The sequence below is a fragment of the Streptomyces sp. NPDC057950 genome (genome assembly GCF_042887295.1).
GTDB lineage: Bacteria > Actinomycetota > Actinomycetes > Streptomycetales > Streptomycetaceae > Streptomyces > Streptomyces kaempferi.
This window is the reverse complement of record NZ_JBHVPP010000012.1, coordinates 254,126-276,300: the sequence shown is the minus strand read 5'-3', so window position 1 is coordinate 276,300 and position 22,175 is coordinate 254,126. Positions and strand designations below refer to the sequence as shown.

At 72.3% G+C, this 22,175-nt stretch carries 19 protein-coding genes; 8 read left to right on the top strand and 11 right to left on the bottom strand.

Annotated elements, in window-relative coordinates; translation table 11 throughout:
* Positions 1-70 precede the first annotated feature (70 nt).
* The 3 genes from ACFVTC_RS21670 (at position 71) to ACFVTC_RS21660 (ending at position 4,816) form a co-directional block, all read left to right on the top strand.
* Positions 71-1,684 (top strand): DHA2 family efflux MFS transporter permease subunit, encoded by a 1,614-nt coding sequence (locus ACFVTC_RS21670; RefSeq protein ID WP_390129322.1) that lies wholly within the window; start codon positions 71-73, stop codon positions 1,682-1,684.
* Complete coding sequence (locus tag ACFVTC_RS21665) at positions 1,681-2,298, top strand: hemerythrin domain-containing protein (RefSeq protein WP_390129320.1); 618 nt, start codon at positions 1,681-1,683, stop codon at positions 2,296-2,298. Before ACFVTC_RS21670 ends, ACFVTC_RS21665 begins: the two co-directional genes overlap by 4 nt.
* A 562-nt stretch (positions 2,299-2,860) precedes the next feature.
* A complete protein-coding gene (locus tag ACFVTC_RS21660) occupies positions 2,861-4,816 on the top strand; it encodes a ricin-type beta-trefoil lectin domain protein (RefSeq protein ID WP_390129318.1) in 1,956 nt (651 codons plus the stop codon).
* Between the two features lie 215 nt (positions 4,817-5,031).
* On the opposite strand, the gene ACFVTC_RS21655 is transcribed toward ACFVTC_RS21660, so the two are convergent.
* Entirely contained in the window at positions 5,032-6,000 is a 969-nt protein-coding gene (locus ACFVTC_RS21655; RefSeq protein WP_390129317.1) for a 2-hydroxyacid dehydrogenase, read from the bottom strand.
* A complete protein-coding gene (locus ACFVTC_RS21650; protein WP_390129315.1) occupies positions 5,997-7,166 on the bottom strand; it encodes a lactate 2-monooxygenase in 1,170 nt (389 codons plus the stop codon). Before ACFVTC_RS21650 ends, ACFVTC_RS21655 begins: the two co-directional genes overlap by 4 nt.
* Before the next feature lie 113 nt (positions 7,167-7,279).
* Between ACFVTC_RS21650 and ACFVTC_RS21645 the strand changes: the two genes are divergently transcribed.
* A complete protein-coding gene (locus ACFVTC_RS21645; RefSeq protein WP_390129312.1) occupies positions 7,280-8,470 on the top strand; it encodes a PucR family transcriptional regulator in 1,191 nt (396 codons plus the stop codon).
* Here the strand turns inward: ACFVTC_RS21645 and ACFVTC_RS21640 are convergent.
* From ACFVTC_RS21640 to ACFVTC_RS21630, 3 genes are all read right to left on the bottom strand, one after another.
* Positions 8,451-8,714 (bottom strand): hypothetical protein, encoded by a 264-nt coding sequence (locus tag ACFVTC_RS21640; protein WP_390129360.1) that lies wholly within the window; start codon positions 8,712-8,714, stop codon positions 8,451-8,453. The two genes, ACFVTC_RS21645 and ACFVTC_RS21640, sit on opposite strands and share 20 nt — an antisense overlap.
* 3 nt (positions 8,715-8,717) lie before the next feature.
* Positions 8,718-8,843: a hypothetical protein gene (locus tag ACFVTC_RS21635; RefSeq protein ID WP_390129358.1), complete on the bottom strand. Its 126-nt coding sequence runs from the start codon at positions 8,841-8,843 to the stop codon at positions 8,718-8,720.
* A 244-nt stretch (positions 8,844-9,087) separates the two neighbouring features.
* Complete coding sequence (locus tag ACFVTC_RS21630) at positions 9,088-9,678, bottom strand: hypothetical protein (protein ID WP_390129310.1); 591 nt, start codon at positions 9,676-9,678, stop codon at positions 9,088-9,090.
* Positions 9,679-10,026: 348 nt separating this feature from the next.
* On the opposite strand from ACFVTC_RS21630, the gene ACFVTC_RS21625 reads away from it, so the two are divergent.
* A complete protein-coding gene (locus tag ACFVTC_RS21625) occupies positions 10,027-10,473 on the top strand; it encodes a protease inhibitor (RefSeq protein ID WP_390129307.1) in 447 nt (148 codons plus the stop codon).
* A 404-nt stretch (positions 10,474-10,877) separates the two neighbouring features.
* Positions 10,878-12,461, top strand: coding sequence for a bifunctional phosphatase PAP2/diacylglycerol kinase family protein (locus ACFVTC_RS21620; protein WP_390129304.1), 1,584 nt, complete (start codon positions 10,878-10,880; stop codon positions 12,459-12,461).
* 11 nt (positions 12,462-12,472) lie between these two features.
* Here the strand turns inward: ACFVTC_RS21620 and ACFVTC_RS21615 are convergent, their stop codons facing one another.
* On the bottom strand, positions 12,473-13,972 hold the full coding sequence (locus ACFVTC_RS21615) for an MFS transporter (protein ID WP_390129302.1): 1,500 nt from the start codon (positions 13,970-13,972) through the stop codon (positions 12,473-12,475).
* Positions 13,973-14,172: 200 nt separating this feature from the next.
* On the opposite strand from ACFVTC_RS21615, the gene ACFVTC_RS21610 reads away from it, so the two are divergent.
* Both ACFVTC_RS21610 and ACFVTC_RS21605 read left to right on the top strand, forming a co-directional pair.
* Positions 14,173-14,526: an ArsR/SmtB family transcription factor gene (locus ACFVTC_RS21610; protein ID WP_390129300.1), complete on the top strand. Its 354-nt coding sequence runs from the start codon at positions 14,173-14,175 to the stop codon at positions 14,524-14,526.
* Positions 14,527-14,532: 6 nt separating this feature from the next.
* A complete protein-coding gene (locus ACFVTC_RS21605; protein WP_390129298.1) occupies positions 14,533-15,069 on the top strand; it encodes an SRPBCC family protein in 537 nt (178 codons plus the stop codon).
* A gap of 4 nt (positions 15,070-15,073) precedes the next feature.
* On the opposite strand, the gene ACFVTC_RS21600 is transcribed toward ACFVTC_RS21605, so the two are convergent.
* The 5 genes from ACFVTC_RS21600 to ACFVTC_RS21580 form a co-directional block, all read right to left on the bottom strand.
* On the bottom strand, positions 15,074-17,887 hold the full coding sequence (locus ACFVTC_RS21600) for an NHLP bacteriocin export ABC transporter permease/ATPase subunit (protein WP_390129295.1): 2,814 nt from the start codon (positions 17,885-17,887) through the stop codon (positions 15,074-15,076).
* A gap of 1 nt (position 17,888) precedes the next feature.
* Positions 17,889-20,111, bottom strand: coding sequence for an NHLP family bacteriocin export ABC transporter peptidase/permease/ATPase subunit (locus tag ACFVTC_RS21595; RefSeq protein ID WP_390129294.1), 2,223 nt, complete (start codon positions 20,109-20,111; stop codon positions 17,889-17,891).
* On the bottom strand, positions 20,108-20,917 hold the full coding sequence (locus ACFVTC_RS21590) for an HlyD family efflux transporter periplasmic adaptor subunit (RefSeq protein WP_390129292.1): 810 nt from the start codon (positions 20,915-20,917) through the stop codon (positions 20,108-20,110). The genes ACFVTC_RS21595 and ACFVTC_RS21590 overlap by 4 nt, the downstream gene beginning before the upstream one ends.
* A gap of 90 nt (positions 20,918-21,007) precedes the next feature.
* Positions 21,008-21,223, bottom strand: a complete 216-nt coding sequence (locus tag ACFVTC_RS21585; protein WP_168531631.1) for a type A2 lantipeptide — start codon at positions 21,221-21,223, stop codon at positions 21,008-21,010.
* Between the two features lie 478 nt (positions 21,224-21,701).
* Positions 21,702-22,115 (bottom strand): PaaI family thioesterase, encoded by a 414-nt coding sequence (locus ACFVTC_RS21580; protein WP_390129290.1) that lies wholly within the window; start codon positions 22,113-22,115, stop codon positions 21,702-21,704.
* Positions 22,116-22,175 lie beyond the last annotated feature (60 nt).

The following is a 22,175-nucleotide window of genomic DNA, read 5'->3' as shown; positions in this document are numbered from 1 at the left end:
CCCTCTTGAACGCGAGTCCGATGCCCGGGGCACCACCCGGCACCCAACTCGGCACTAGGAGACGGACATCGTGTTCAAGAAATGGCACGGCAATCCCTGGGCGATCCTCATCACGCTCTCCCTGGGGTTCTTCATGACCCTGCTCGACCTGACCATCGTCAACATCGCGATCCCCGACATGGGACAGGACCTCGGCGCCTCACTGGACGAGATCCTCTGGGTCGTCAACGCCTACACGCTCGCCCTGGCGGTGCTCCTCATCACCGCGGGCCGTCTCGGCGACCTGCGCGGCAAACGCGCCCTCTTCCTGGCCGGCGTCGCCCTGTTCACCCTCGCCAGCCTCGCCTGCGGCCTCGCACGGGACCCGGCCCAGCTGATCGCGTTCCGGGCGCTCCAGGGACTGGGCGCGGCGCTGCTCATGCCGCAGACCCTGTCGATCATCGCGGAGGTGTTCCCGGCCGACCGGCGCGGTGCCGCGATGGGTGTCTGGGGCGCGGTCGCGGGGATCTCCGGCGCGCTCGGCCCGATCATCGGTGGCGCGCTGATCACGCACCTGGACTGGCGGTGGATCTTCTTCGTGAACCTGCCGCTCGGGGCGCTGGTGCTGGTGCTCGCCGTGGCGATCATCCCGGCCTCGCGCCGCACGGTCCGCCACCGCTTCGACACCCCCGGCGTCCTGCTCGCGTCAAGTGCCCTGTTCTGCCTGGCCTTCGGGCTGACGGAGGGGCAGCGCTACGACTGGAACGGCTGGATCCTGTCCCTGTTCGGTGCCGCGGCGCTGCTCTTCGCCGGATTCCTCGGCCACGAGCGCGGCCGGCAGGGCGACGATCCGCTCGTCCCGTTCTCGCTCTTCAGGGACCGCAACTTCACCCTCATCAACTTCGTCGGCGTCACGGTGTCCTTCGGCGTGATCGGGATGTTCCTGCCGCTGACGATCTACCTGCAGTCCGTGCTGGGGTTCAGCGCCCTCAAGTCCGGGCTCGTCCTGCTGCCGCTCGCGATCGGTTCGTTCGTGACGGCGGGACCCGCCGGAATCCTCGCGGACAAGGTCGGCGGCAAGTTCATCCTGATGACGGGGCTGCTGGCCTGGGCCGCGGCCCTGGTGTGGATCGTGGCCGCGGTGGACGTGGGGTCGAGCTGGACGACGGTCGCCTTCCCGCTGCTGCTCGCGGGCCTGGGAGCCGGGTTCACCTTCGCGCCGATGGCCACCGAGGTCATGCGCAACGTGCCCGCGAGGCTCTCCGGAGCCGCCTCCGGCCTCAACAACGCGCTGCGGCAGGTCGGTTCGGTGCTCGCGGGAGCCGTCGTCGGCGCGGTGCTCCAGGCCCGGCTGGCGTCCTCGCTCCCCGAGCAGGCGCAGCGGCGCGCCGGCGGGCTGCCGGCGGCGTACCGCGACGGTTTCGTCGGCGCCTTCTCCGAGGGAGAGGCCGACGTGAACGCGGGGCGGTCGGCGCGGGTGCCGGACGGCGTCCCGCGCGACGTCGCCGACCGCATGCGTGAACTCGGTGGCCAGGTCTTCGGCCATGGCTTCGTGCACGCGATGGGGCCCGCCGTGCTGGTCGCCGCCGCCGTGCTGCTGGCCGGCGCGCTCGCCTGCCTCGCCGTACGCCGTCACCGGGGGCCGTCGGCCAACCCGCACGCCCTGCCCGTGTACGAACCCCAGCTGGAGGAAGCGGCCTCATGACCACCGACACCATCGACCTCACCGTCATGTACGCGGCCCACGACGCCTTCCGGCGCGACCTGGAGCGCCTCGCCAAGGCCGCGGTGGACGGCACCGCGTCCGCACCCCAAGTCCGCGCGGGCTGGGGGAACTTCAAGCATCAGCTGCACATCCATCACACCGCGGAGGACAGTGATCTGTGGCCGCGCGTGGAGCGCGGGGCCGCGGGGCGGCCCAGGGACGTCGCGCTGCTGGCCGCGATGGAGGCGGAGCACGCGGGCCTCGGCGCGCTGCTGACGGCCGTCGACACCGCGCTGCGTGACCGTTCGGCCGAACTGCCCGCCTGTGTCCACGCGTTGGCCGCCGCCCTTGACGACCACCTCACGCACGAGGAGGACAGCGCCCTTCCGCTCGTCCAGGAGGTCCTGACGTCGGCGGACTGGGCTGCCTTCACCGGGAAGATCCGCGAGGCACAGGGGCTGCGCGGGGCCGCGCTCTTCGTGCCGTGGATCGTCGACGGCGTCCCGGCCGCCGACCGCGCCAGGTTCCTCGGCGCGCTCCCGCCGCCCGTGCGGGTCCTCAACCGGCTCTTCTGGGAGGCGGGTTACCGCAGGCGCGGGTTGTGGCGGGCCTGAGGCCGAGGGGTGCCCGGACGGGGCTTCGGCTCCGTCCGGCTGCCCGGCCCGTGTCCCGGGGCCGCCGGCCGAGGGCGGGAGGATCGGGGCCGGCGGCCGGTTTCGCGCGGGAGAGCCGCCGTCCTGCGCGGGGCCTCCGAGAAGGGCCGGGTTCCAGTGGACCACCGAATTCCGTGCGCCGGTAGCGTGCGACGGGCTCCGGCGCGAGCGTGTGGTTCACACGGGGCGCACAGAATTTCGAAATCCGGTGCGAGTGGGTCGAGTTGGCAGAGCAATTGACCATCTTTCAAAAGTGCGGATGTTTCCCAGGCGCCTTGTTGGTCATGAGTGTGTTGTGCGAGGGTGAACTCACTGCGCGTGGTCAATGGCCGGGTGTGAAATCCGTGTTCGTCATTTCGGACCGCCGGCGAGCTCGAAAGACTCCGGACGAGGGTCTTCGTCGACCTTCCCGCCCGGCTGTTCTCCCGGCGCATCGCCAAAAAGGCACGCAACGGGCAGGGCTGCTTTTCGGCGGCCGGAAATAGCCCGTGTGCCACCTTGCACCGTGGAAGGAACCCGCTCCGTGCCCACCCCCCACCCCCCTCGTCCCGCCCATCCTCCCGGCGGCGCTTTCGGCGAATGCGACGAGAGTCTCGCCGCCCGACTGAGAGGCCGACCGGCGGGTGGGGCCACCCAGTCCGTCGCCCTGCTGATGGCCCGCCACTGGCAGTCGACGTACGACTACGCGGTCGTCTGCCTCGCCTCTTCGTCGCACGTCGCCTCGATGGTCGCCGCGACCTCCTTCCATTACGCGCTCGACTGCCTGGTACGCGGCGAGTCCGGAGCGGCCCTGCGGCCGCGGCTCCTGGTGACGGTGCGGGACACCGTCAAGGAATGGTCCGCGGAGGACCGGATATCCGGTGTCCTGCCGGATCTGGCGAAAACCGCCGGTGGGCGTGGTATGCGGGTGGCGGGATCCGCGGGATCCCTGACGGCCGAAAATCGGAAGCTCGCCGAGCGTTCCTTCCATACTCTCCCGGGTTCCGCGCAGTGTCTGCTGTGGCACGCCGAGGTCGAGGCCGAGCCCATATCCGTACCGGCCGGTCTGTCGGGCATGGACATCGGGACCGCGGCGGCCGCTCTGGAGCGGGCCCGCGAGCAATTCCGGCAGGGTTGTGTGCGCGCCCATCGGGAACTCGCGCCGCGCGAGGAATGCGGCTACTACAACCGGCTGCTGGATGTCCCGACGCGTCGCGGCGGTGCGCCGTCGCCGGAAGACCGGCACCATCTCGCGGGGTGCGTCCACTGTCGGTATGCCGAGGAGCAACTCAGCCTGTGTGAAGGTGAGTTGGGTGTTCTACTGACCGAAGCCGTGCTCGGCTGGGGCGCGCGGCGCTATCTCGACACCCGCACGGGGGGCGTGCGGCGAGGAATGCGCCCCCCGGACGGGCCGGCGTTCGGAGGCATGCCTTCGGCCAGTCCCGGCGTACCGGGCGGCCGGCGAGGTGGCCGTGGCGATGGCGCAGGCGCGGGACGTCACGGGGGTCCGGGCGATGACGGAGGTCCCGCGGCGAGTGGGCGTGCCGGGAGCGGCGGACGCCATCGACCGCCGGAGGGGATTCCCGCGCGGGGTCGCCGGATCCTGACCGGACAGGCCCGTTCCAAGGCCCTGCTCACGGGGGCGGGCACCGTCTCGGCCCTGCTGCTCGTGACCGTCCTCGCCGTGAGCCTGTCGTCCTCGGGCAGCGGCGGAGCCGACCCGGCCGCCTCCACGGGCGTCGGCAGCACCCGCACCGTTCCGGCCGCCCCGGGTTCCTCGCCCCCGGCCTCGGCCGGACTTCCCACCGGTACCGAGCGGACGCGACTGCGCAACCTCGCCGCCGACCTGTGCCTCGACATCCGGGGCGGTAGGGCGACGTCCGGCGCGGAGACGGAGCTTGCCGCCTGCTCCTCCGCCGGGACCCAGCAGTGGTCCTACGAGGACGACGGGCTGCTGCGCAGTGTCGCCGACCCCGGAATGTGCCTGGACTCCGGGGCGGTCGACGGTGTCGTCGCGCTGAGCCGCTGCGTCGGTCCGGGGGACGCGCACCGCGACGACGTTCGCTATGACCTCACCGTGCGCGGCGAGTTGCTTCCCCGTGCGCGAAACCGGCTCGCGGTCGCACCCGGTTCCACCGACCCGGACGCCGACATCGTCGTCAAGGACCGAAGCGGTTCCGACGCGCAGCGCTGGCGTACCGACGCCTCGCCGGCCGCACCCCGGTCGTTGTCGATCGCGGGCACGGCGAGCGCGTCGACGCGTCCCGTCACCGAGCCGGTGTCCGCCGGCGGCACGACGGCCGGACAGCCCGGCGACCCGTCCGGTGCCCCGTCCGGTGAGCAGCCGACGCGCGCACCCGATGCCCCGGAGATGACCGCGCCGGTCGCCCCCGACGAACCCCGTCCGGTGAGCGCCGACGACCGCACCAGCCCGGAGTCCGTACCGCCGCCTGTACGACTTCCGCCCGCGGCGGCCGGGACGGCCGAGACGGGCCCCTGAGGGATCGGTCCCCCGGCGCGCACGAGGCGCCGGGGGACCGGGACCCGGTCGGGACCGGGTGGCCCCCAGCCCGGGGTGCCCCGCGGGACCGGCCGGCGCGCGGGATCGGGCACGGTCGGGGGACCGGGCCCGGTCGGGGAACCGGGTCGGGGAACCGGGTCGGGCCGGGGGACCGGGTCGGGGAACCGGGTCGGCCGGGGAACCGGGTCGAGCCCCTACGACACCACGTCCCGTAGCGGCTTGCCCGCCACGAAGTCGGCGGCGTTCTGGACCGCCGCCAGCGCGATCCGTACCAGGGTCTCGCGTGTGACACCCGCGACGTGCGGCGAGAGCACCACGTTCGGGGCCTTGAGCAACCGCAGCGCCGCCGTGGGCGGTTCGGGGTCGAAGACGTCGAGACCCGCGCCGGCCAGGGCACCCGCGTCGAGCGCGTCCGCGAGGGCTTCTTGGTCGATCAGGGCGCCGCGTGAGGTGTTGACGACGAACGCGGTGGGCTTCAGGAGCGCCAGCCGTTCGGCATCGAGCAGATGCCGGGTCGTCTCGGTGAGCGGCGCGTGCAGCGTGACGTAGTCCGACGTCCGCAGCAGTTCGTCGAGTTCGACATGGCGGGCGCCGCCGAGCCGGGCCTCCGCCTCCGCGCCGATGGACTGCGGACCGGCGTACACGATGGACATGTCGAACGCGACCGCGCGCCGGGCGACCTCCTCGCCGATGTGACCGAGCCCGATGATGCCGAGGGTCTTGCCGGACAGTTCGGTGATGGACCGCTGCAGCCGCGGCAGGGCCCAGTCGGCGTCGACGAGCGCGGTGTGGGCCGGGATCAGCTGCTTGGCGAGGGCGAGCATGAGGGCGAAGGTCTGCTCGGCCACGTTCTGCTTCTCGGCGCCGCTGGAGCCGATGTTGCACACCGGCACCCCCTTGGCGCGGGCGGCGTCCAGGTCCACGTAGTCGAAGCCGTGGCTGGCGCACTGCACCAGTTCGAGGTCCGGTGCGGCGGCCAGGTGCCCGGCGGTCACCGGGGCGAGACCGGTGATGATGACCTGGGCCTCGCGCAGCGCGCCGGGGTCCTCGTCGGTCGACTCGACGACGGTGACGCGGGCCTCGCCGGGGAAGACCCCGGCCAGCGCGGCTCCGGCGGTGCGGCCGCCCACGTGTGCCGAGACCACGGCGAGTACGTTCTTCACGGTGTTTCCTCGATCAGGTCGTCGGCGCCGAGGCCGGTGGGGCGGGAGTGTCCGGACAGGGCGAGGGTGAGGTCGAACTCCGCGAGCAGACAGCGGATCACGTGTTCGACCCCCGCCTGTCCGTCGAGGCCGAGCCCGTAGGCGTACGGCCGTCCGACGAGCACGGCCCGTGCGCCGAGGGCGAGCGCCTTGAAGATGTCGTCGCCGGTGCGGATGCCGCTGTCGAACAGGACGGTCAGCCGGTCGCCGACCGCCTCGACCACCCGGGGCAGCGCGTCGGCGGCCGCGACCGACCCCGCCACCTGCCGCCCGCCGTGGTTGGAGACCACCACGCCGTCCATCCCGGCGTCGGCCGCGCGCCGGGCGTCGTCCGGGTGCAGGATGCCCTTGAGGACGATCGGCCCGTCCCAGTTCTCCCGCAGGAAGGCCAGGTCCGGCCAGGTCTTTCCGGGGTCGGCGAACATCCCCACGAAGTGCATCACGGCCGCGTTCGGGTCCTCGTGCACCGGTTTGGCCAGACCCGCCTGGAACGCCGGGTCCGAGAAGTGGTTCGCGGTGCCGATGCCGTGCAGGAACGGCAGATACGCCTGGTCGAGGTCGCGCGGACGCCAGGCCAGCAGGGGAGTGTCCAGCGTGACGAACAGGGCCGTGTATCCGGCGGCCTTCGCCCGGTCCAGGAAGCTCCGGGTCACCTCGCGGTCCTTCGCCCAGTACAGCTGGAACCAGCGCTCCGCGTCGCCCATCGCCTCGGCGACCTGCTCCATCGGCGTACTGGACGCCGAGGACAGGATGTACGGGACACCCTGCGCGGCGGCGGCCCGCGCGGCGGCCGGCTCCGCGTCCGGATGCATGATGGAGAGCACGCCCACGGGCGCGAGCGCCAGCGGCGCGGGCAGGGCGCGGCCCAGCACCTCCACGGACAGGTCGCGTTCGTGCACGTCCCGCAGCATGCGCGGCACGATCCGGCGCCGGTCGAGCGCCTCCCGGTTGGCCCGCGCGGTGCTGCCGTTGCCCGCGCTGCCGGCCACATAGCCGACCGGACCGGGGCCGAGGCGCTGCTCGGTGAGCTCCTCCAGCCGGGTCAGATCGGTGGGCAGCCGCGGCACGGCGCCCGTCATTCCGTTCAGATAGATCTCGTACTGGAAGTCGGCCCAGTGCTTCGCCATCCGTACGTCCCGCCTCTCGTCCCTGAGATCGCGCTGTACGCCGTCGATCCTGGCGACTGTGACAAGGTCCGTCCACCGCGGTGCGCACATCGAGCGGCTGGGATCATCATCAGGTGACAAAGAGGCCCGTGGACGTCAGGGAACGCGTCCGGCAGGAGATGGTCGCCGACCCGCGTGTCGTCGAGGCGGTCGTCGCCGCCGTGCACGAGCAGGTCCCGGCCTACGCCGCGCTCGACGACAGCCGGCTGCCGGAGGTACGGGCCATCGCGGCCTGGGGGCTGGAGCGCCTGCTCCAGCTGTGGGCCACCGACGCCACCCTGGAGCCGTCGGACCTGAGGCGCTTGCGGGGCATCGCGGCGGCCCGCGCGGCAGACGGGAGGCCCGTGCGGGCGGTGCTGCGCGCCTACCGGGTCGCGGCGACCGTCCTCACGGACGAGATCGCAGCCCGAGCGCCGCGGCTGACCGCGTCGGACGCCCTGGCGCTCACCAGGATGCTGCTGACCGCGCTCGACACCCTCTCCGAGGAGATGGCCACGGCGTACGCGGCCACCAGCGAGGACCTCGCCGCGGACCGTGACCGGGCGCTGCGACTGCTGCTGGACGACCTGATCGCGGGGCGGCACGCCTCGGTGGGCGCGCTGACCGACCGCTCGGCCCGGCTGGGCATCCAACTGCCCGACCCCGCGTGCCTGCTGGTGGCGGAGCCGGCCGGCCCGGACCGTCCCGACCTGACGCACGACATGGTGACGGCCCTGCTGGACGCGCTCGACATCGCCGGCACCCCCGACGTCACCGCGCCGACGACCGTACGGGGCCCCCGCGCCGTCCTGCTGCTGCCCGCCGGAGCCGTCGCGGGGGCCGGGGCGGCGCTCCGCGCGCTGGAACTGCGCGGCTGCGCGATCACGGCGGAGAGCCTGGACCGGGTCGCCGTCGCCCACCGGCTGGCCGCCGACGCCCTCGACACGGCGCCCGCCCACGCGTACCGGGGAGGCCGCCTCCTCACCGACGCCGACGCCCATGTCCTCGCGCTGCTCGCCGGGCATCCGGCCGCGCCGCCGGACCACGTCGCCCGTCTGGTGCTCGGGCCGCTCACCGACCCGGGGCAGGGACACCTGCTGGCGGCGCTCACCGCGTATCTCGACACGGGTTCGGCGAACGCCGCCGCACGTGAACTCCATCTCCACGCCCAGTCCCTGCGCTACCGCCTGCGCCGCGTCCGCGAACTGACCGACCGCGATCCGCGGGACGCCTGGCAACGGCTCACCCTGGACATCGCCCGCACGATCAGGGCGGCCTCGCGGTGACGCCGGCCCGAGCGGCCCCCGGCGTGAGCCAGGGGTGCGCCGCGTAGTGGTCGGTGCCCCAGTGCGCCGGCCACCCGGTGGCCGGCGGGAGGATCCCGGCCGGTCGCCGCCCCAGGAGGCCGAGCGCCGGCGCGAGATGATCAGGGGTGATCGGCTCCCGCGCCGCCAGCCCCCGGACGTCGACCACCGGTCCGACGAACTGGCCGGGGATGTCGGTGAACAGCACACCGGCCACCGCGGCCACCCATCACGCCGTCATGCCCCGCCAGTTGCAGCCGTGCGAGAACCAGTGGCGGCCGCCGCGCCGGCGGCGGTTGAAGACCTGCTCGACCTCGGTGAGGTCGGGAGAGGTGGCCGGGGAGTCGTCGGACAAGAGTGCACCAGCGAAGTGCCCGTACCCGGACGGGCGGTGGAGCGCGTGGTGGCGCCGGGGGAGGGATGGCCGATTGTCGCCGCCGGGGTGTGCGGCGTGAGCGGTGGCCGTCCTTCTGGGGTCTGCCGGCGGTAAGGCGTCGCGGGGTACGGGCAGCAGAGGGGTGATCATCCATTCTCCGGGCCGCCGCGGGACGATATCTCCACATTGGTGAGCGGCCCGTCGCTACGACGTCACCTCTCGTTCACTCCCCGGGCTCGTCCCGCTGCCCTTCCCGTTCGCCTCCTTCGCCGGTGGCGGCGGCGTCCTGCGGCCCGGCGTCCGGCCCCTGGGCCCGGACCCGCTCCACGTGTGCGAGCGAGTCGCGCAGTTCCGTCAGCCAGTCGTCGGTGTGGCGCTGTACGAGGCGGACGCACCAGGCGAGCGCGTCGCTGCGGCTGCGGGCGACACCGGCGGCGATGAGGGTGTCGAGGACCTGGCGTTCGGGCTGACGCAGCCGGGTCATGACAGGTGCGGCGACGTGGGTGAACAGCGTGCGTTCGCCCCCGCATTCGACACCCCAGGACACCTTCCTGCGAAAGCGGTGCTCCGCCTCGCGCGCGACCGCGACCCGGTCGTCGCGGGTGCGCTCCCGGAACTCCTGGACGCGTGCCTGGAGGGCCGCCTCCCGCTCGGCGTCCGAGGCGCCCTCGGTGAGCCTGGGCTCCGGTATGCGGCCGACGACGGTGATCTCCTCGCGGTCGACGGTCACCTCCGCCAGGCCCTCGAAGAGATCGTCGGGAAGGCGGCCGGCGAACCAGCCGCGCGTCTGCTCGCGTTGATCGCTCGTAATCATGTAATGACGATTACTCCAATGCGGTGGATGCGCAAGGGTCGCGGAGCGTTGTCCGCCGTGGGCTGAAGGTGGTCTTCAGGGGCTGGGGGGCGCTGAGCGGAATGTTTCAGGCCTATTGCGGAGCCGAGGGAAACCGGCCATGAAGGTGCCCCGGGCGATCAGCGCCCGTGCCGTTGTGGGGCTCGAACGTTCGAGTTTCGTTACTTCGCGCCAGTGATTCAATACTCAAAGTTACCGAAACGCGTGGGGTCGATGTGTGTTTCCGGTGTGGACTCGGCAGACTCGCGCTCGCCGCACCGACACACACCGAGCCGGTGCCGCATTCAACCGAGCGGAAGGATGCACACAATGCCGAACACCGCGCGCTGGGCAGCGACTCTCACCCTCGCGGCCACCGCCGTCTGCGGGCCCCTCGGAGGGTCCGCCCTCGCCGCCCCCGCCCCTGCCCCCGCCCTCGCCCCCGCCGGCCTGTACGCCCCCTCGGCCCTGGTGCTCACCACGGGGCACGGGCAGAGCGCCGACGCCGCCACCCCGGAACGTGCGGTCACGCTGAACTGCGCGCCGACCGCCTCCGGCACCCACCCCGCCGCCGTCCAGGCCTGCGCCGAACTCCGCGGGGTCGGCGGCGACTTCGACGCACTGTCGGTCAGAGACGGCGTCTTGTGCACGAAGCAGTTCGACCCCGTGGTCGTCACGGTCGCCGGCGTCTGGCAGGGCAAGCGGGTCACGTACGAACGGACCTTCGCCAACGAGTGCGTGAAGAACTCCTACGGGACGACCGTCTTCACGTTCTGAGAGACCGGGATCGCGCGCTTTTCGTGAGCATCGATCGAGGCGCGTAGCTGGGGAGTGCGAGCCCCGTCGCGGAGCGCAGCGCGATCTCGCACCGAGGGTCGGCCGGACGGAGTGGGGCCTCCGGCCGGCCCTCGGCATGTTCCGGGCCCGCCCAGGACTCAAGTCGGCTCGTCCGCAGGGGGGTTCGGCTCGCGGAGGAAGCATGACGACCGCTGGAAGCCCCGCGGACGGCACCCGCGGGGCCCAACTGGTCCGGGAAGCCGCCCCGACACGGATCGACCGTCACGCCGGGCTCGGGTCAAAGCTGCCGGGCGACCCGCGCGGAGGCTCCGCGCGGAGCAGCCGCGTCACCGGTCCGAGTCTCCGGGGATGCCGGGTCCGGCCCGGTACCGTAGCCCTGGATCATGAATGTTCTGAGTGACGCGGACCGACGGCTGTTCCGACGTGTGGCGGCCGCGCGGCTGCCAGGCGCGGATCCGGCGCTGCGACGGCTGAGCCACTCCGCCGATCACGGAGGGCTGTGGCTCGGCGCGGCGGCAGGCCTCGCGCTCGTCGCGGGCGGCACCGGCCGCCGGGCGGCGCTGCGGGGTCTGGGCTCGCTGGCGCTGGCCTCGCTGACCGTCAACACCGTGGCCAAATGGAGCACCCGGCGGCCCCGCCCGCTGCTGGACCTCGTACCGTCGGTCCGCCACCTCGCCCGGCAGCCGCACAGCACCTCCTTCCCCTCCGGGCACTCCGCCTCGGCCGCGGCCTTCGCCACCGGAGTCGCGCTGGAGTCGGCCGGACACGGCGCGCTGGTCGCGCCCGTCGCCGCCGCGGTCGCCTTCTCGCGGGTGTACGTGGGGGTCCACTACCCCGGTGACGTGCTGGCCGGCGTCGCGATCGGAGTCGGTGCGGCGGTCCTCACCGCGCGCTGGTGGCCGCCGCGCCCGGAACTCCCTGAGCGGGAACGGCCCGCCGTGTCCGCACCGGCGCTGCCCGGCGGCGCGGGGCTGGTCGTCCTCGTCAACAGCGAGGCGGGGACGGCGCGGACCGGGGCGTCGTCACCGGTCGAGCGGCTGCGGGTGCTGCTGCCCGCGGCCGATCTGATCGAACGCGGCCCGGACGACGACTTCGCCGCGCTGCTCGACCGGGCGGCCGCGAAGGCCACGGAGGCGGCCGGTGTGCTCGGGGTGTGCGGAGGGGACGGCAGCGTCAACGCCGCCGCGCGGGCGGCGGCCGAACGCGGGCTCGCACTCGCCGTGTTCCCCGGCGGCACCCTGAACCACTTCGCCCAGGACGTTGGCGTACCCCGCATCGAGGACACCGCCACCGCGGTCGGCCGCGGCGAGGCGGTGAGGGTGGACCTGGGTGTGTCGAGGCCGCGGGGGGCCGGGCGCGAGGTGCTGTTCCTCAACACCTTCAGCATCGGCCTGTATCCCGAACTCGTCGCGATCCGCGAGCGCTTGGAGGATCGCTGGGGAAAGCGGCCGGCCGCGGCGGCCGCCCTGGTGCGAGTGCTGCGCACCGCGGCCCCCGTCGACCTGCGCGTCAACGGCCGTGACCGGCGCCTGTGGTTGCTCTTCGCGGGCAACGGGCGCTACGAGCCGGAGGGGTTCGCCCCGGTCTCCCGTCCTCGCCTGGACGACGGACTCCTCGACCTGCGCCTGATCGACGCAGCCCACCGCCTCGCCCGCACCCGGGTGGTGGTCTCCGCCCTCGTCGGCGCGCTCGGCCGCTCCCGTGTGTACGGCGCCGAGAGGGTGCCCTGGGTCGAGCTGGAGGGCCTCGACGGCACCAGGACGCTCGCGTACGACGGCGAAGTCGCGCCCGCGCCGACGGGGTTGAGGCTGGAGAAGGACCGGCGCGCGCTCGTCGTGTACCGGCCCGCCGCGGTGGGGGACGCGAACGCGGGCGAGAGCGGCCGGGGTGCTTCGGCCGGCGGCCGCCGCGACGGGAGGAGGGGCCGCCGTCTCCCTGAAGACGGCGGCCCCTCGGTTCCGGGGTGATCACACGGGTCCTACATGTGGACGGCGCGCACGGCGTCCGGGTCCTGTTCCTGGGTGCCGCGGCGGTAGAGCAGGAAGGCGATGACCGCGCCGGCGGCGAAGAAGCCCGCCGACCACCAGAAGGCGGTGGTGTAGCTCTCGATCGTCGACTGCGCCCGGACCAGCTTGTCCGTGGCGTCCTTGCCGGCCAGGTAGCCGGTGGCGGCGCTCGCGGCGAGCGTGTTCAGCAGCGCGGTGCCGATCGAACCGCCCACCTGCTGCATCGTGTTGACGGTGGCGGAGGCGACGCCCGCGTCCTCGGCGGCGATCCCGCTGGTGGCCAGCGACATGGCGGGCGGCATCACGATGCCGAGGCCCGCGCCGATCAGGAGCAGCTGCGGCAGCACGGCGGTCGAGAAGTCCGAGGCGACCCCGATACCGGTCAGCCAGGCCATGCCCGCGACGGCGATCGCGAAGCCCGCGGGGATGACGATCTTCGGGCCGATACGCGGCACCAGGACGGTGGTGGACACCTGAGCCATGATCATCAAGGTGGCCATCATCGGCAGGAAGGCGACACCGGTCTTCGTCGGGCTGAAGCCCAGGTTCAGCTGCAGGTAGTAGGTGAGGAAGAGGAAGACACCGAACATGCCCGCACCGGTGATCAGTACGGTGACGAACGACGCGGCGCGGTCGCGGTCGAGCAGGACGCGCATCGGCAGCAGCGGGTGCTCGGCGCGGGTCTGCCACCAGGCGAAGCCGCTGATCAGGATGGCACCGGCGGCCAGGAAGCCCCAGGTCAGCGGCGAACTCCAGTCGTGCGTCTCGGCGTTGGAGAAGCCGTAGACCAGGGCGAAGAGGCCGGAGGAGACCAGCAGCGTGCCCGGCAGGTCGAGCCGGGAGTTCGCGGCGTCCCGGTGGTTGCTCAGCAGGATCCAGCCGCCGGCGAAGGCGACGACCGCGAAGACGAGGTTGACGAACAGCGTCCAGCGCCAGTCGAGGGCGTCGGTCAGCACACCGCCGAGCAGCAGTCCGACCGCGCCGCCGGCACCGGCGATCGCGCCGTAGACACTGAACGCCTTGGCGCGTTCCTTGGCGTCGGTGAACGTCGTGTTCAACAGCGAGAGCGCGGCGGGGGCGAGCAGCGCGCCGAAGACGCCCTGCAGGGCTCGCGCGGTGACCAGCATGCCGAAGCTGGTGGAGGCGCCGCCGAGTACGGAGGCGCCGGCGAATCCGGCGACACCGATGAGGAAGGCGGGCTTGCGTCCGAAGAGGTCGGCGATGCGTCCGCCGAGCAGCAGCAGCGAGGCGAAGGCCAGCGAGTACGCCGTGACGATCCACTGCCGGTTGCCGTCGGAGAAGCCGAGGTCCGCCTGTGCGGACGGCAGGGCGATGTTCACGATGGTGGCGTCGAGGACCACCATCAGCTGCGCGATGCCGATGATCGCGAGGATCCACCACCGCCTCGGCGAGGGTCCGGACGAGGGGTCCACGGAGCCCTTGCGGGCACCTTCGGTCAGGGTCTGGGACATGGGAGAACCACTCCAGGGAAGTCGCTCAGGATGACGGAGACGTAAACGAAACTGTTTCGTACACATCGACAGTAGGGCACCGCCTGCGAAACGGCAACGTTTCGCTAGAGGGGTCGGGTGAGGTGACCGTCACATCGCGAGCCCCCTGGGTGTCCGCGCATGCCTTGACCGGCATATAACCGAAGCGGCATATTGGGCGCATGCCCGACGTCACTCCCTGGACCGCGCTCGCGGACCCGCACCGCCGCGCGATCGTCGCGCTGCTCCGGGAGCGCCCGCGTGCTGTCGGAGAGATCGTGGCGGCATGCGGACTGAGTCAGCCGAGCACCTCGAAGCACCTGCGCGTGCTGCGGGACGCGGGTCTGGTCCGGGTCAGCCAGGACGCGCAACGCCGCGTCTACGCCCTGGATCCGGCACCGATCGCCGCACTCGACGCCTGGCTCGCCCCGTACCGCACGCTGTGGAACGACAGCCTCGACACTCTCGGACGCCGTCTGGACAAGGCGGCGGGGGAGCCGTCGGACGACCCCGAAGCCCCCTCCGCGAAGGACTGAGCCACCATGTCGGCCGAACGCACCGCCCTCACCGGCACCTACCTCACCCTCGAGGACGGCCGCCCCGCCGTCCGTTTCAGCCGTACCTACGACCACCCCGTCGCCCGCGTCTGGGAGTTCGTGACCGACCCGGAGGAGCTGGCCGGCTGGTTCCCGTCCCGCGCGGAGATCGAGCTGCGCCCCGGCGGCACCATCAGGTTCAGCGGCGACCCGAACATGTCCGACTCCACCGGCCGCGTCATCGCCGTCGACCCGCCCCGGCACCTCTCCTTCGACTGGGGCGGCGACGAGCTGCACTTCGGCCTCGAAGCCCTCGACGACAAGCGCACGCGTTTCACGCTCACCGACGTGCTCGGGGCCGAGGACACCGCCGCCCGCAACGGCGCCGGCTGGGAGGTGTGCCTCGCCGCCCTCGACGCCAAGGCCCTCGGCCGGCACTCCCAGGGCCCGCACGCCGGTGCCGGAGCTCCCTGGCGGGAGATCTACCGCGCCTACCTCGCCGCCGGTGTCCCCTCCGGCGCCCAGGTGCCGGGGACGGACTGACCGCTCACGCCAACTGCCGCCGCACCAGCTCGTGCAGCCGCCCGCCGGTGTCCGCGAGCAGCCGTGCGGGAGGCCCCTGCTGGGCGACCCGGCCGTCCTCCATCAGGATCACCCGGTCCGCGTCCATGACCGTGGACAGCCGGTGCGCGATCACGACCCGGGTGGCGTTGAGCGCCTTGGTGCTCTCGATGACCGTGCGCTGGGTCTCGTTGTCCAGGGCGCTGGTGGCCTCGTCGAAGAAGAGGATGCGCGGGCGGCGGATCAGCGCCTGGGCGATCATCAGACGCTGGCGCTGGCCGCCCGAGACCGCGCCGCTGCCGGAGACGATCGTGTGCAGTCCCATCGGCATCCGCCTGATGTCCTCCGCCAGGCCCGCCATCTCGGCCGCCGCCATCGCCTCTTCGGGCGTGTAGGGCTCGGTGCCGCAGATGCAGTCCAGGACGGAGCCGGTGAACGGCTGCGCGTGCTGGAGCACGACACCGCACTGACGGCGTACGGCGGACTGGTCGAGGGCCGCGAGGTCCTGACCGTCGTACAGCACACTGCCCGAGACCGGTTTGTCGAAGCCGATGAGCAGCCTCAGCAGCGTGGACTTGCCGCAGCCGCTGGGGCCGACGATCGCCACGAACTCGCCCGCCCGGATGTCGAACGACACGTCGTCGAGGACGAGCGGCCCGTCGTCGGTGTACCGGAAGGAGAGCCTGCGGGCCTCGACGGCCCCGGACAGCACGCCGGGGCGGGTGCTCGCCACCCGGACCTCCGGGGTGGCGTCGAGCACCGGCCTGATCTCCTCGAACATCGGCAGCGCGGCCGCCGCCGAGACGAAGGCGCCGGTCAGCTGGGTGACCGAGGTCAGCAGCATGGTCACCGAGGTGTTGAAGGTGAGGAAGTCCGCGGCCGACAGGGATCCGCTCGCCGGGCCGGCGAGCAGCATGAACATCAGCAGGGAGCAGAGCGGCAGATACACCGCACCCAGCACCGTGGTGAGGTTCTTGATGCGGCCCACCTTCCGCTGGAGTTCACGGCTGCGCGCGAACTCGCCCGCCCAGGCGGCGTACGCGTAGTTCTCCGCCGCCGCGACCCGCAGCTTGGGCAGTCCGCGCAGGGTCTGGAACGCCTGGTTGTTCAGCTTGTTGCCGAGCACGACCAGCCGGCGCTGCCACCGCACCTGCCACAGGCCGAGCCCCAGGAACACGGCCGCGATGACGACGAGCATGGCGACCGCGGCCAGCGCCATGGGCACGCTGTACCAGAGCAGCAGCCCCAGGTTCATCGCGCCGACCGCGCCGGCCTGCGCGAGCGTGGGGCCGACACCCGCGAGGAGACGACGGATCGCGCTGATGCCCATGGCGGCACTGGCCAGTTCACCGGTCGAGCGCGAGGTGAAGAATTTCGTCGGCAGCCGCAGCAGCCGGTCCCACACGGCCGGTTGCAGCGTCGCCTCGATCCGCCCCTCCATGCGCAGCAGCGTGAGGTTCTGCAGCAGCATGAACGCCGCGGACACCACACTGGTGATCATGATCGCCAGGCAGACCTGCACGATGAGTCCGTGCTGGGCCTTCGGCACGTACTCGCCGAGCACCTTGCCGGTCGCGATCGGCACCAGGGCGCCGATCGCCACGGTGACGAGACCGCTGACCGCCAGATTGCGCAGGTCGCCGCCGGTGCCCTGGAGGCAGAACCGCGCCAGCCGCAACGGACTCAGCCGGCGTTCGGGCAGCGGCCGGTAGAACATCACGGCCCGCGGCTCGAACTCGGCCGCGTTGGCCTTCTCGACCGGCGTCTCCCGCCCGGACGACGGCTGTACGGCCACATAGCCGCCGCGCCGCCACAGCAGCGCGACCGGGCTGCCCGACACCGCACGCCGGCCCACCAGCGGACCGATGTCGTCCCGCCACCAGGACCCGTCCAGGCGCACCGCGCGACTGCGGACGCGCGAGGCCAGCGCGATCCTCTCGACCGGGTCGAGCCGGTCGCTCTCCGTGCCGCTCTGCGCGGGCTCGGCGAGCGCGATCCCGGACGCGCGGGCGACCAGCGCGCAGGCCGCGTAGGTGGCGTCCGTGTCGGCCGGCGTGGGGCGCTTCGAGGGCGTCCCGATGGATGCCAGCAGGGTCCGGTCGGCCTGTGCGCGGACGGCCTCGCCCGCCTTGATGCCGGCCGCCGTCCGGTCCTCGTGACGGGCCTCGAGCTGCTCGATCCAGCGGTCCAGCGTGGCCAGCAGCCGGTACTGCTGGTCGACCATGCCCTGCCAGACACCCGAGTCCATCAGCAGGTCCGCGGCGGCCTCCGCGCCGTACATCGAGCCGTACCGCACACTCCCCGGCGGCACCTGCATCCAGAAGACGTCGTCGTCCGTCGGCGCGGCCGCGTTCTCCGTGGCCGTGGGGGCCTGGAAGAGGATAGAGAGGCTGCGGCCGACGCCGAGCGCGAGGGCGTACTCCAGCGGGCTCGATGTCGGCGGCACGTACTGGGGGTTGCCGTACTCGTCGTAGGACCAGGTCTCGGCGGGGGCCGGCTGGTACAGCTCGCGCAGTACGATCCGGCGCGCCGCGCAGTCCCGCGACGGCCGGCCGACCAGCGTGTGCTGGGGACCCGCGACGGGGCCGAGCAGCAGCGAGCCCGCTTCGAGACGACCGAGGTGGTGCCACTGGCCCTGCTGGGCGGCGTCCACCGCGAACAGGTCCAGGGTGCCCGCGGTGACCAGCCACAGCACCTGTGGCCCTTCCAGGTCGAGGCGGTTGAGCCCGGCGCAGCCGACCGGCGTGCCCATCGTGCCGAGCGCGCCGAGGACGACGTCGCCCTCGTGAACCGTCGTCATCTCATCGCTCCCTGACCAGCTCGGCGTACGGACCGCCGGCCGCCACCAGGGCGTCGTGCCGCCCGCGTTCCACGATCGTGCCGTGCTGGAGCACCACGATCTCGTCGCTGTCGCGCACGGTGCTGAGCCGGTGCGCGATCACCACACAGGCACAGCCGCGCTTGCGGAGGTTGTCGATGACGGTCTGCTCGGTCTCCGCGTCCAGTGCGCTGGTCACCTCGTCGAGGACCAGGATGCTGGGCCTGCGCACCAACGCCCGCGCGATCTCCAGGCGTTGGCGCTGACCGCCGGAGAAGTTGCGACCGTCCTGCTCGACCCGGCTGTGGATGCCACCGGGACGCCGCACCACGACGTCGTACAGGGCCGCGTCCCGCAGCGCCGTGACGACGGCGTCGTCCGTGATCGAGGGGTCCCACAGTGCCACGTTGTCGCGGACCGTGCCCTCGAAGAGGAAGACGTCCTGGTCGACGAAGGAGACGGAGGCCGCGAGCGCGCCGCGCGGGATGTCCTCGAGCCGCTGCCCGTCGATCCGGATCGTGCCCTCCCAAGGGGTGTACAGGCCCGAAATCAGCCGGGACACCGTGGACTTGCCGCTTCCCGAGCCGCCCACCAGTGCCACCTGCCGCCCCGGGCCGACGGTCAGCGAGAAGCCGGTGAGCAGTGGCTTGTCGAGCGGGCTGTAGCCGAACGTGATGTTCTCCAGCTCTACATGGCCCTGCAGCCTGCGGGTGGAGTCGCCGGTGCCGGAGCGGGCGTAGAGCGGGTCGGCCTGGAAGTTCTCGACGTCCTTGAGGCGGGCCACGTCGGCGGCGAAGTCCTGGATGCGGCCCGCGACGCCGTTGAGCCGGGTGAGCGGCGCGGTGAAGCGGGTGACGAGCGCCTGGAAGGCCACGAGCAGACCGATCGAGATGTGTCCCTCCATCGCCCGCAGGCCGCCGATCCAGAGGATCAGCGCGCTGTTGAGGGTGGCGAGCGTCGGCGCGACCACTCCCAGCCAGGCGCTCGGCACTCCGAGGCGCTGCTGTTCCTCCAGCGTGGTGGCGTGCTGTCCGGCCCACTTGCGGAAGTAGCCGTCCTCGCCGCCGGTCGCCTTCATGGTCTCGATCAACTGCAGCCCGGTGTAAGCCGTGTTGGTGAGCCGGGCGCTGTCCGCGCGCAATTTCGCCGTACGGGTCGCGCGCAGCCGGATCACCACCCGCATCGCGACCACGTTGAGCAGCGCGACACCGATACCGACCGCCGTGAGCTGCGGATCGTAGGTGTAGAGCAGGACGGCGTAGAGCACCACGACGACCGCGTCCACGCCCGCCGCCGCGAGGTCGCGGGCCAGGGTCTCGGCCACCGCGTCGTTCGACTGGAGTCGCTGCACCAGGTCGGCCGGACTGCGCTGGGAGAAGAACGTGACGGGCAGCCGCAGCAGATGGCGCAGGAAGCGTGCGCTGCTGAGCGTCGAGGAGATGATCCGGCCGTGCAGCAGGTTCGCCTGCTGGAGCCAGGTCAGCAGCACGGTCAGCAGGACGCAGGCGCCCATCGACGCGAACAGCACCCCGAGCAGCGAGGTCTGACGGCCGATCAGAAAAGTGTCGATGTACGTCCTGCTGAGCGCGGGCAGCGCAGCGCCGACCGCGACCAGCAGCAGGCTGGCCAGCACGGCCGCGGGCATCGTGCCCGACGTGCCGCGCAGCCGGGCCGGCATCGCACCGAGGATGCCGGGCCTGCGGCCGCCCGCGCGGAAGTCGGGGCCCGGCTCCATGACCAGCACCACGCCGGTGAAGCTGGTGTCGAAGTCCTCCATCGGCACGAAACGGCGGCCCTTGCCGGGGTCGTTGATGTGCACCCCGCGCCGTCCGAGACGGCGGCCCATTCCGTCGTAGACGACGTAGTGGTTGAACTCCCAGAACAGGATCGCGGGCGCCTGCACCTCGGCGAGCGCGGCCGTGTCCATCTGCATGCCTTTGGCCGTGAGGCCGTAACCGCGCGCCGCCTTGAGGAGGTTGCTGGCGCGCGAGCCGTCCCGGGAGACGCCGCAGGCGATGCGCAGCTCTTCGAGGGGGATGAACCGGCCGTGGTGGCCGAGCACCATGGCGAGGGAGGCCGCGCCGCACTCCACGGCCTCCATCTGGAGGACCGTCGGCGTGCGGACGGTCCTGCGGGTGCTCTTGGGGACGGTGCGCTTCGGGGGTGCGGCGCGACGTCTGCCCCGGTTGTCCTGCGCGGTGGTCACGGCAGCAGCCAATCGACGGGACGCTGATCGGCCAGCCGGATCGAACCCGTGGCCAGGGTCATGGAGGTCAGCGGGTACGGGGGCCCGTCCGCCGAGGACCACTTGAGGCCGCTCTTCGTACGGGACGAACGGTCGAGGGAGACGAGGACGGCCACCGGCCTGCCCTTCTTGGTGAACTGCTCGCCGAGCTGGCTGTCGCCGAGGGAGGAAGTGATCTGCTGCTGGGTCCGCACACTCCGGCCGACCGCCTTCACATGACCGCGCAGCACCCCGTACCGCTGGGTCGGCACCGACTGGACGGTGAGGTCGACGGCGGCGTCCGCGGGGATGGTGGAGGCGCTCTCGGCGGGTACGTACACCGTCGCGTAGAGCGGATCGCCGGCGTGCGCGACCTTCTCCACCGCGGCGACGTCCGCGCCGGTGGAGATGATGGCCCCGATGGTGGCGGCGAGGGCCGTGATGCGGCCGGCGGCCACGGTCCGGACGACCGATGTCCCGCCCTGGGCCGTACGGACCTTGAGCACCGGCGCGTCGGCCGCGAGCCGATCGCCCTCCTCGGCGAGGACCGCGGTGACCTGGCCGGCGACGGGGCTCTGCAGGACGTAACTGCCCTGCGCGTGCGTGAGGACGGCGGGGGCTCCGACCGTCGAGGCCACCGTGCCCGTCACGGCCCAGACCGACGCGGCCGCCATGACGACGACCGTCACCGAGAGGACGAGCCAGCCCTGGGGGCGGGCGAAGCGCACCGGCAGGTCGAGTTCTTCGGCCGACTGCAGCTTGGCGAGGGCCTGTTGGCGGAACTGCACGGGACTTCCCTCACCTGTCGGAGAGATCTACGGCATCCGAGAGTCCCGGAACCGGGGAGTGGTTCCGGGACTCAGCGGGATGAGGCGCGGTCAGAGACCGGCGACCAGACCGGTGACCGGAGCGGTGTTCAGGCCGGTCACACCCTCGACGGTGCCGATGGCCGTGCCCACGATGCCCGAAACCGGGGCAACGCCGTCGACCAGGCCGGTGACGGTGCCGACGGCGTTCAGCGACAGGCCGCCGGAGACGTTGTCGAGGTCCGCGTCCGAGATCTCGGCGGTGGCGACCTGGGGGGTGGAGTTCATGGGGGAACTTCCCTTCGTATGGATATTCATAAGGGGGGAGCGGCCCCCTCTGGGGACAGATGACGGCCGCGACCGCGGGGGTGCGGACCCCGTTTCCGGGAGCCGTGCGGCTCCCGTCTCCGGAAGCTTGCCGCGACCTCCGCGGTGCACGGATCAAAGCACGGTCGTGAGGCGCGCATCCAATCAACCACGGCTCTCACCTGGGAACTTGGGCGCTGCTTCGGCCCAACCGTGCAGGCGTGCGCACGTCATTGCGGCCACTTCTTCACATGCTGCACGGCATTGTTTCGGCGCCGCCCTTGCCCCCGGGCGTCCCAAGGGGACGGTCCGGTCCCAATGGTGCCCGGGGGGCGCGCGACTGTGCAGATCCGTCGCGCGCCGTGACGTGCCTGCGCATTCGATGTGCAGATTCGCTGAAGCAAGGATTCCGGCCCCGTCGACGGACGGAGTGTCACCGGTCGTTCGCGGACGGTGGCGTTCAGCCCAGCAGGGCGTACACCGTGCTCGCGCGCGCCGCGACGTCCCGGGAGTTCCCCGCGGTCATCGTGATGTCGGCGAAGGCCATACGGCGGCCTAGCTTGGTGAGGACCGCCTCGATCAGCACGTCCGCGTCCGTGACCGCGCGCTGGAAGCTGGTGGACTGCTGGACCGTCGTCATCGGGACGAAGGCGCCGCGTGCCGCCGACACCGCGATCACGGTCGCCGTGTCGGCGGCGGCCATCAGGGCCTGTCCCGACAGCGAACCGCCGTCGCGGGCGAGCCGGGCGGACCAGGGCAGCCGCAGCACCGCGCGGTTCTCACCCAACTCCGTCACCGACAGACCCAGGTCCAGTACCCAGGGGGCGAAGTGGGTGGAGAGGATCTTGTCGGCTTCGGCGAGGTCGAGTGTCATACGGAGCAGTGTTCCCCGGTCGGACGGAGGGAAGACGCGATCACCTCGTAATCCATGCCT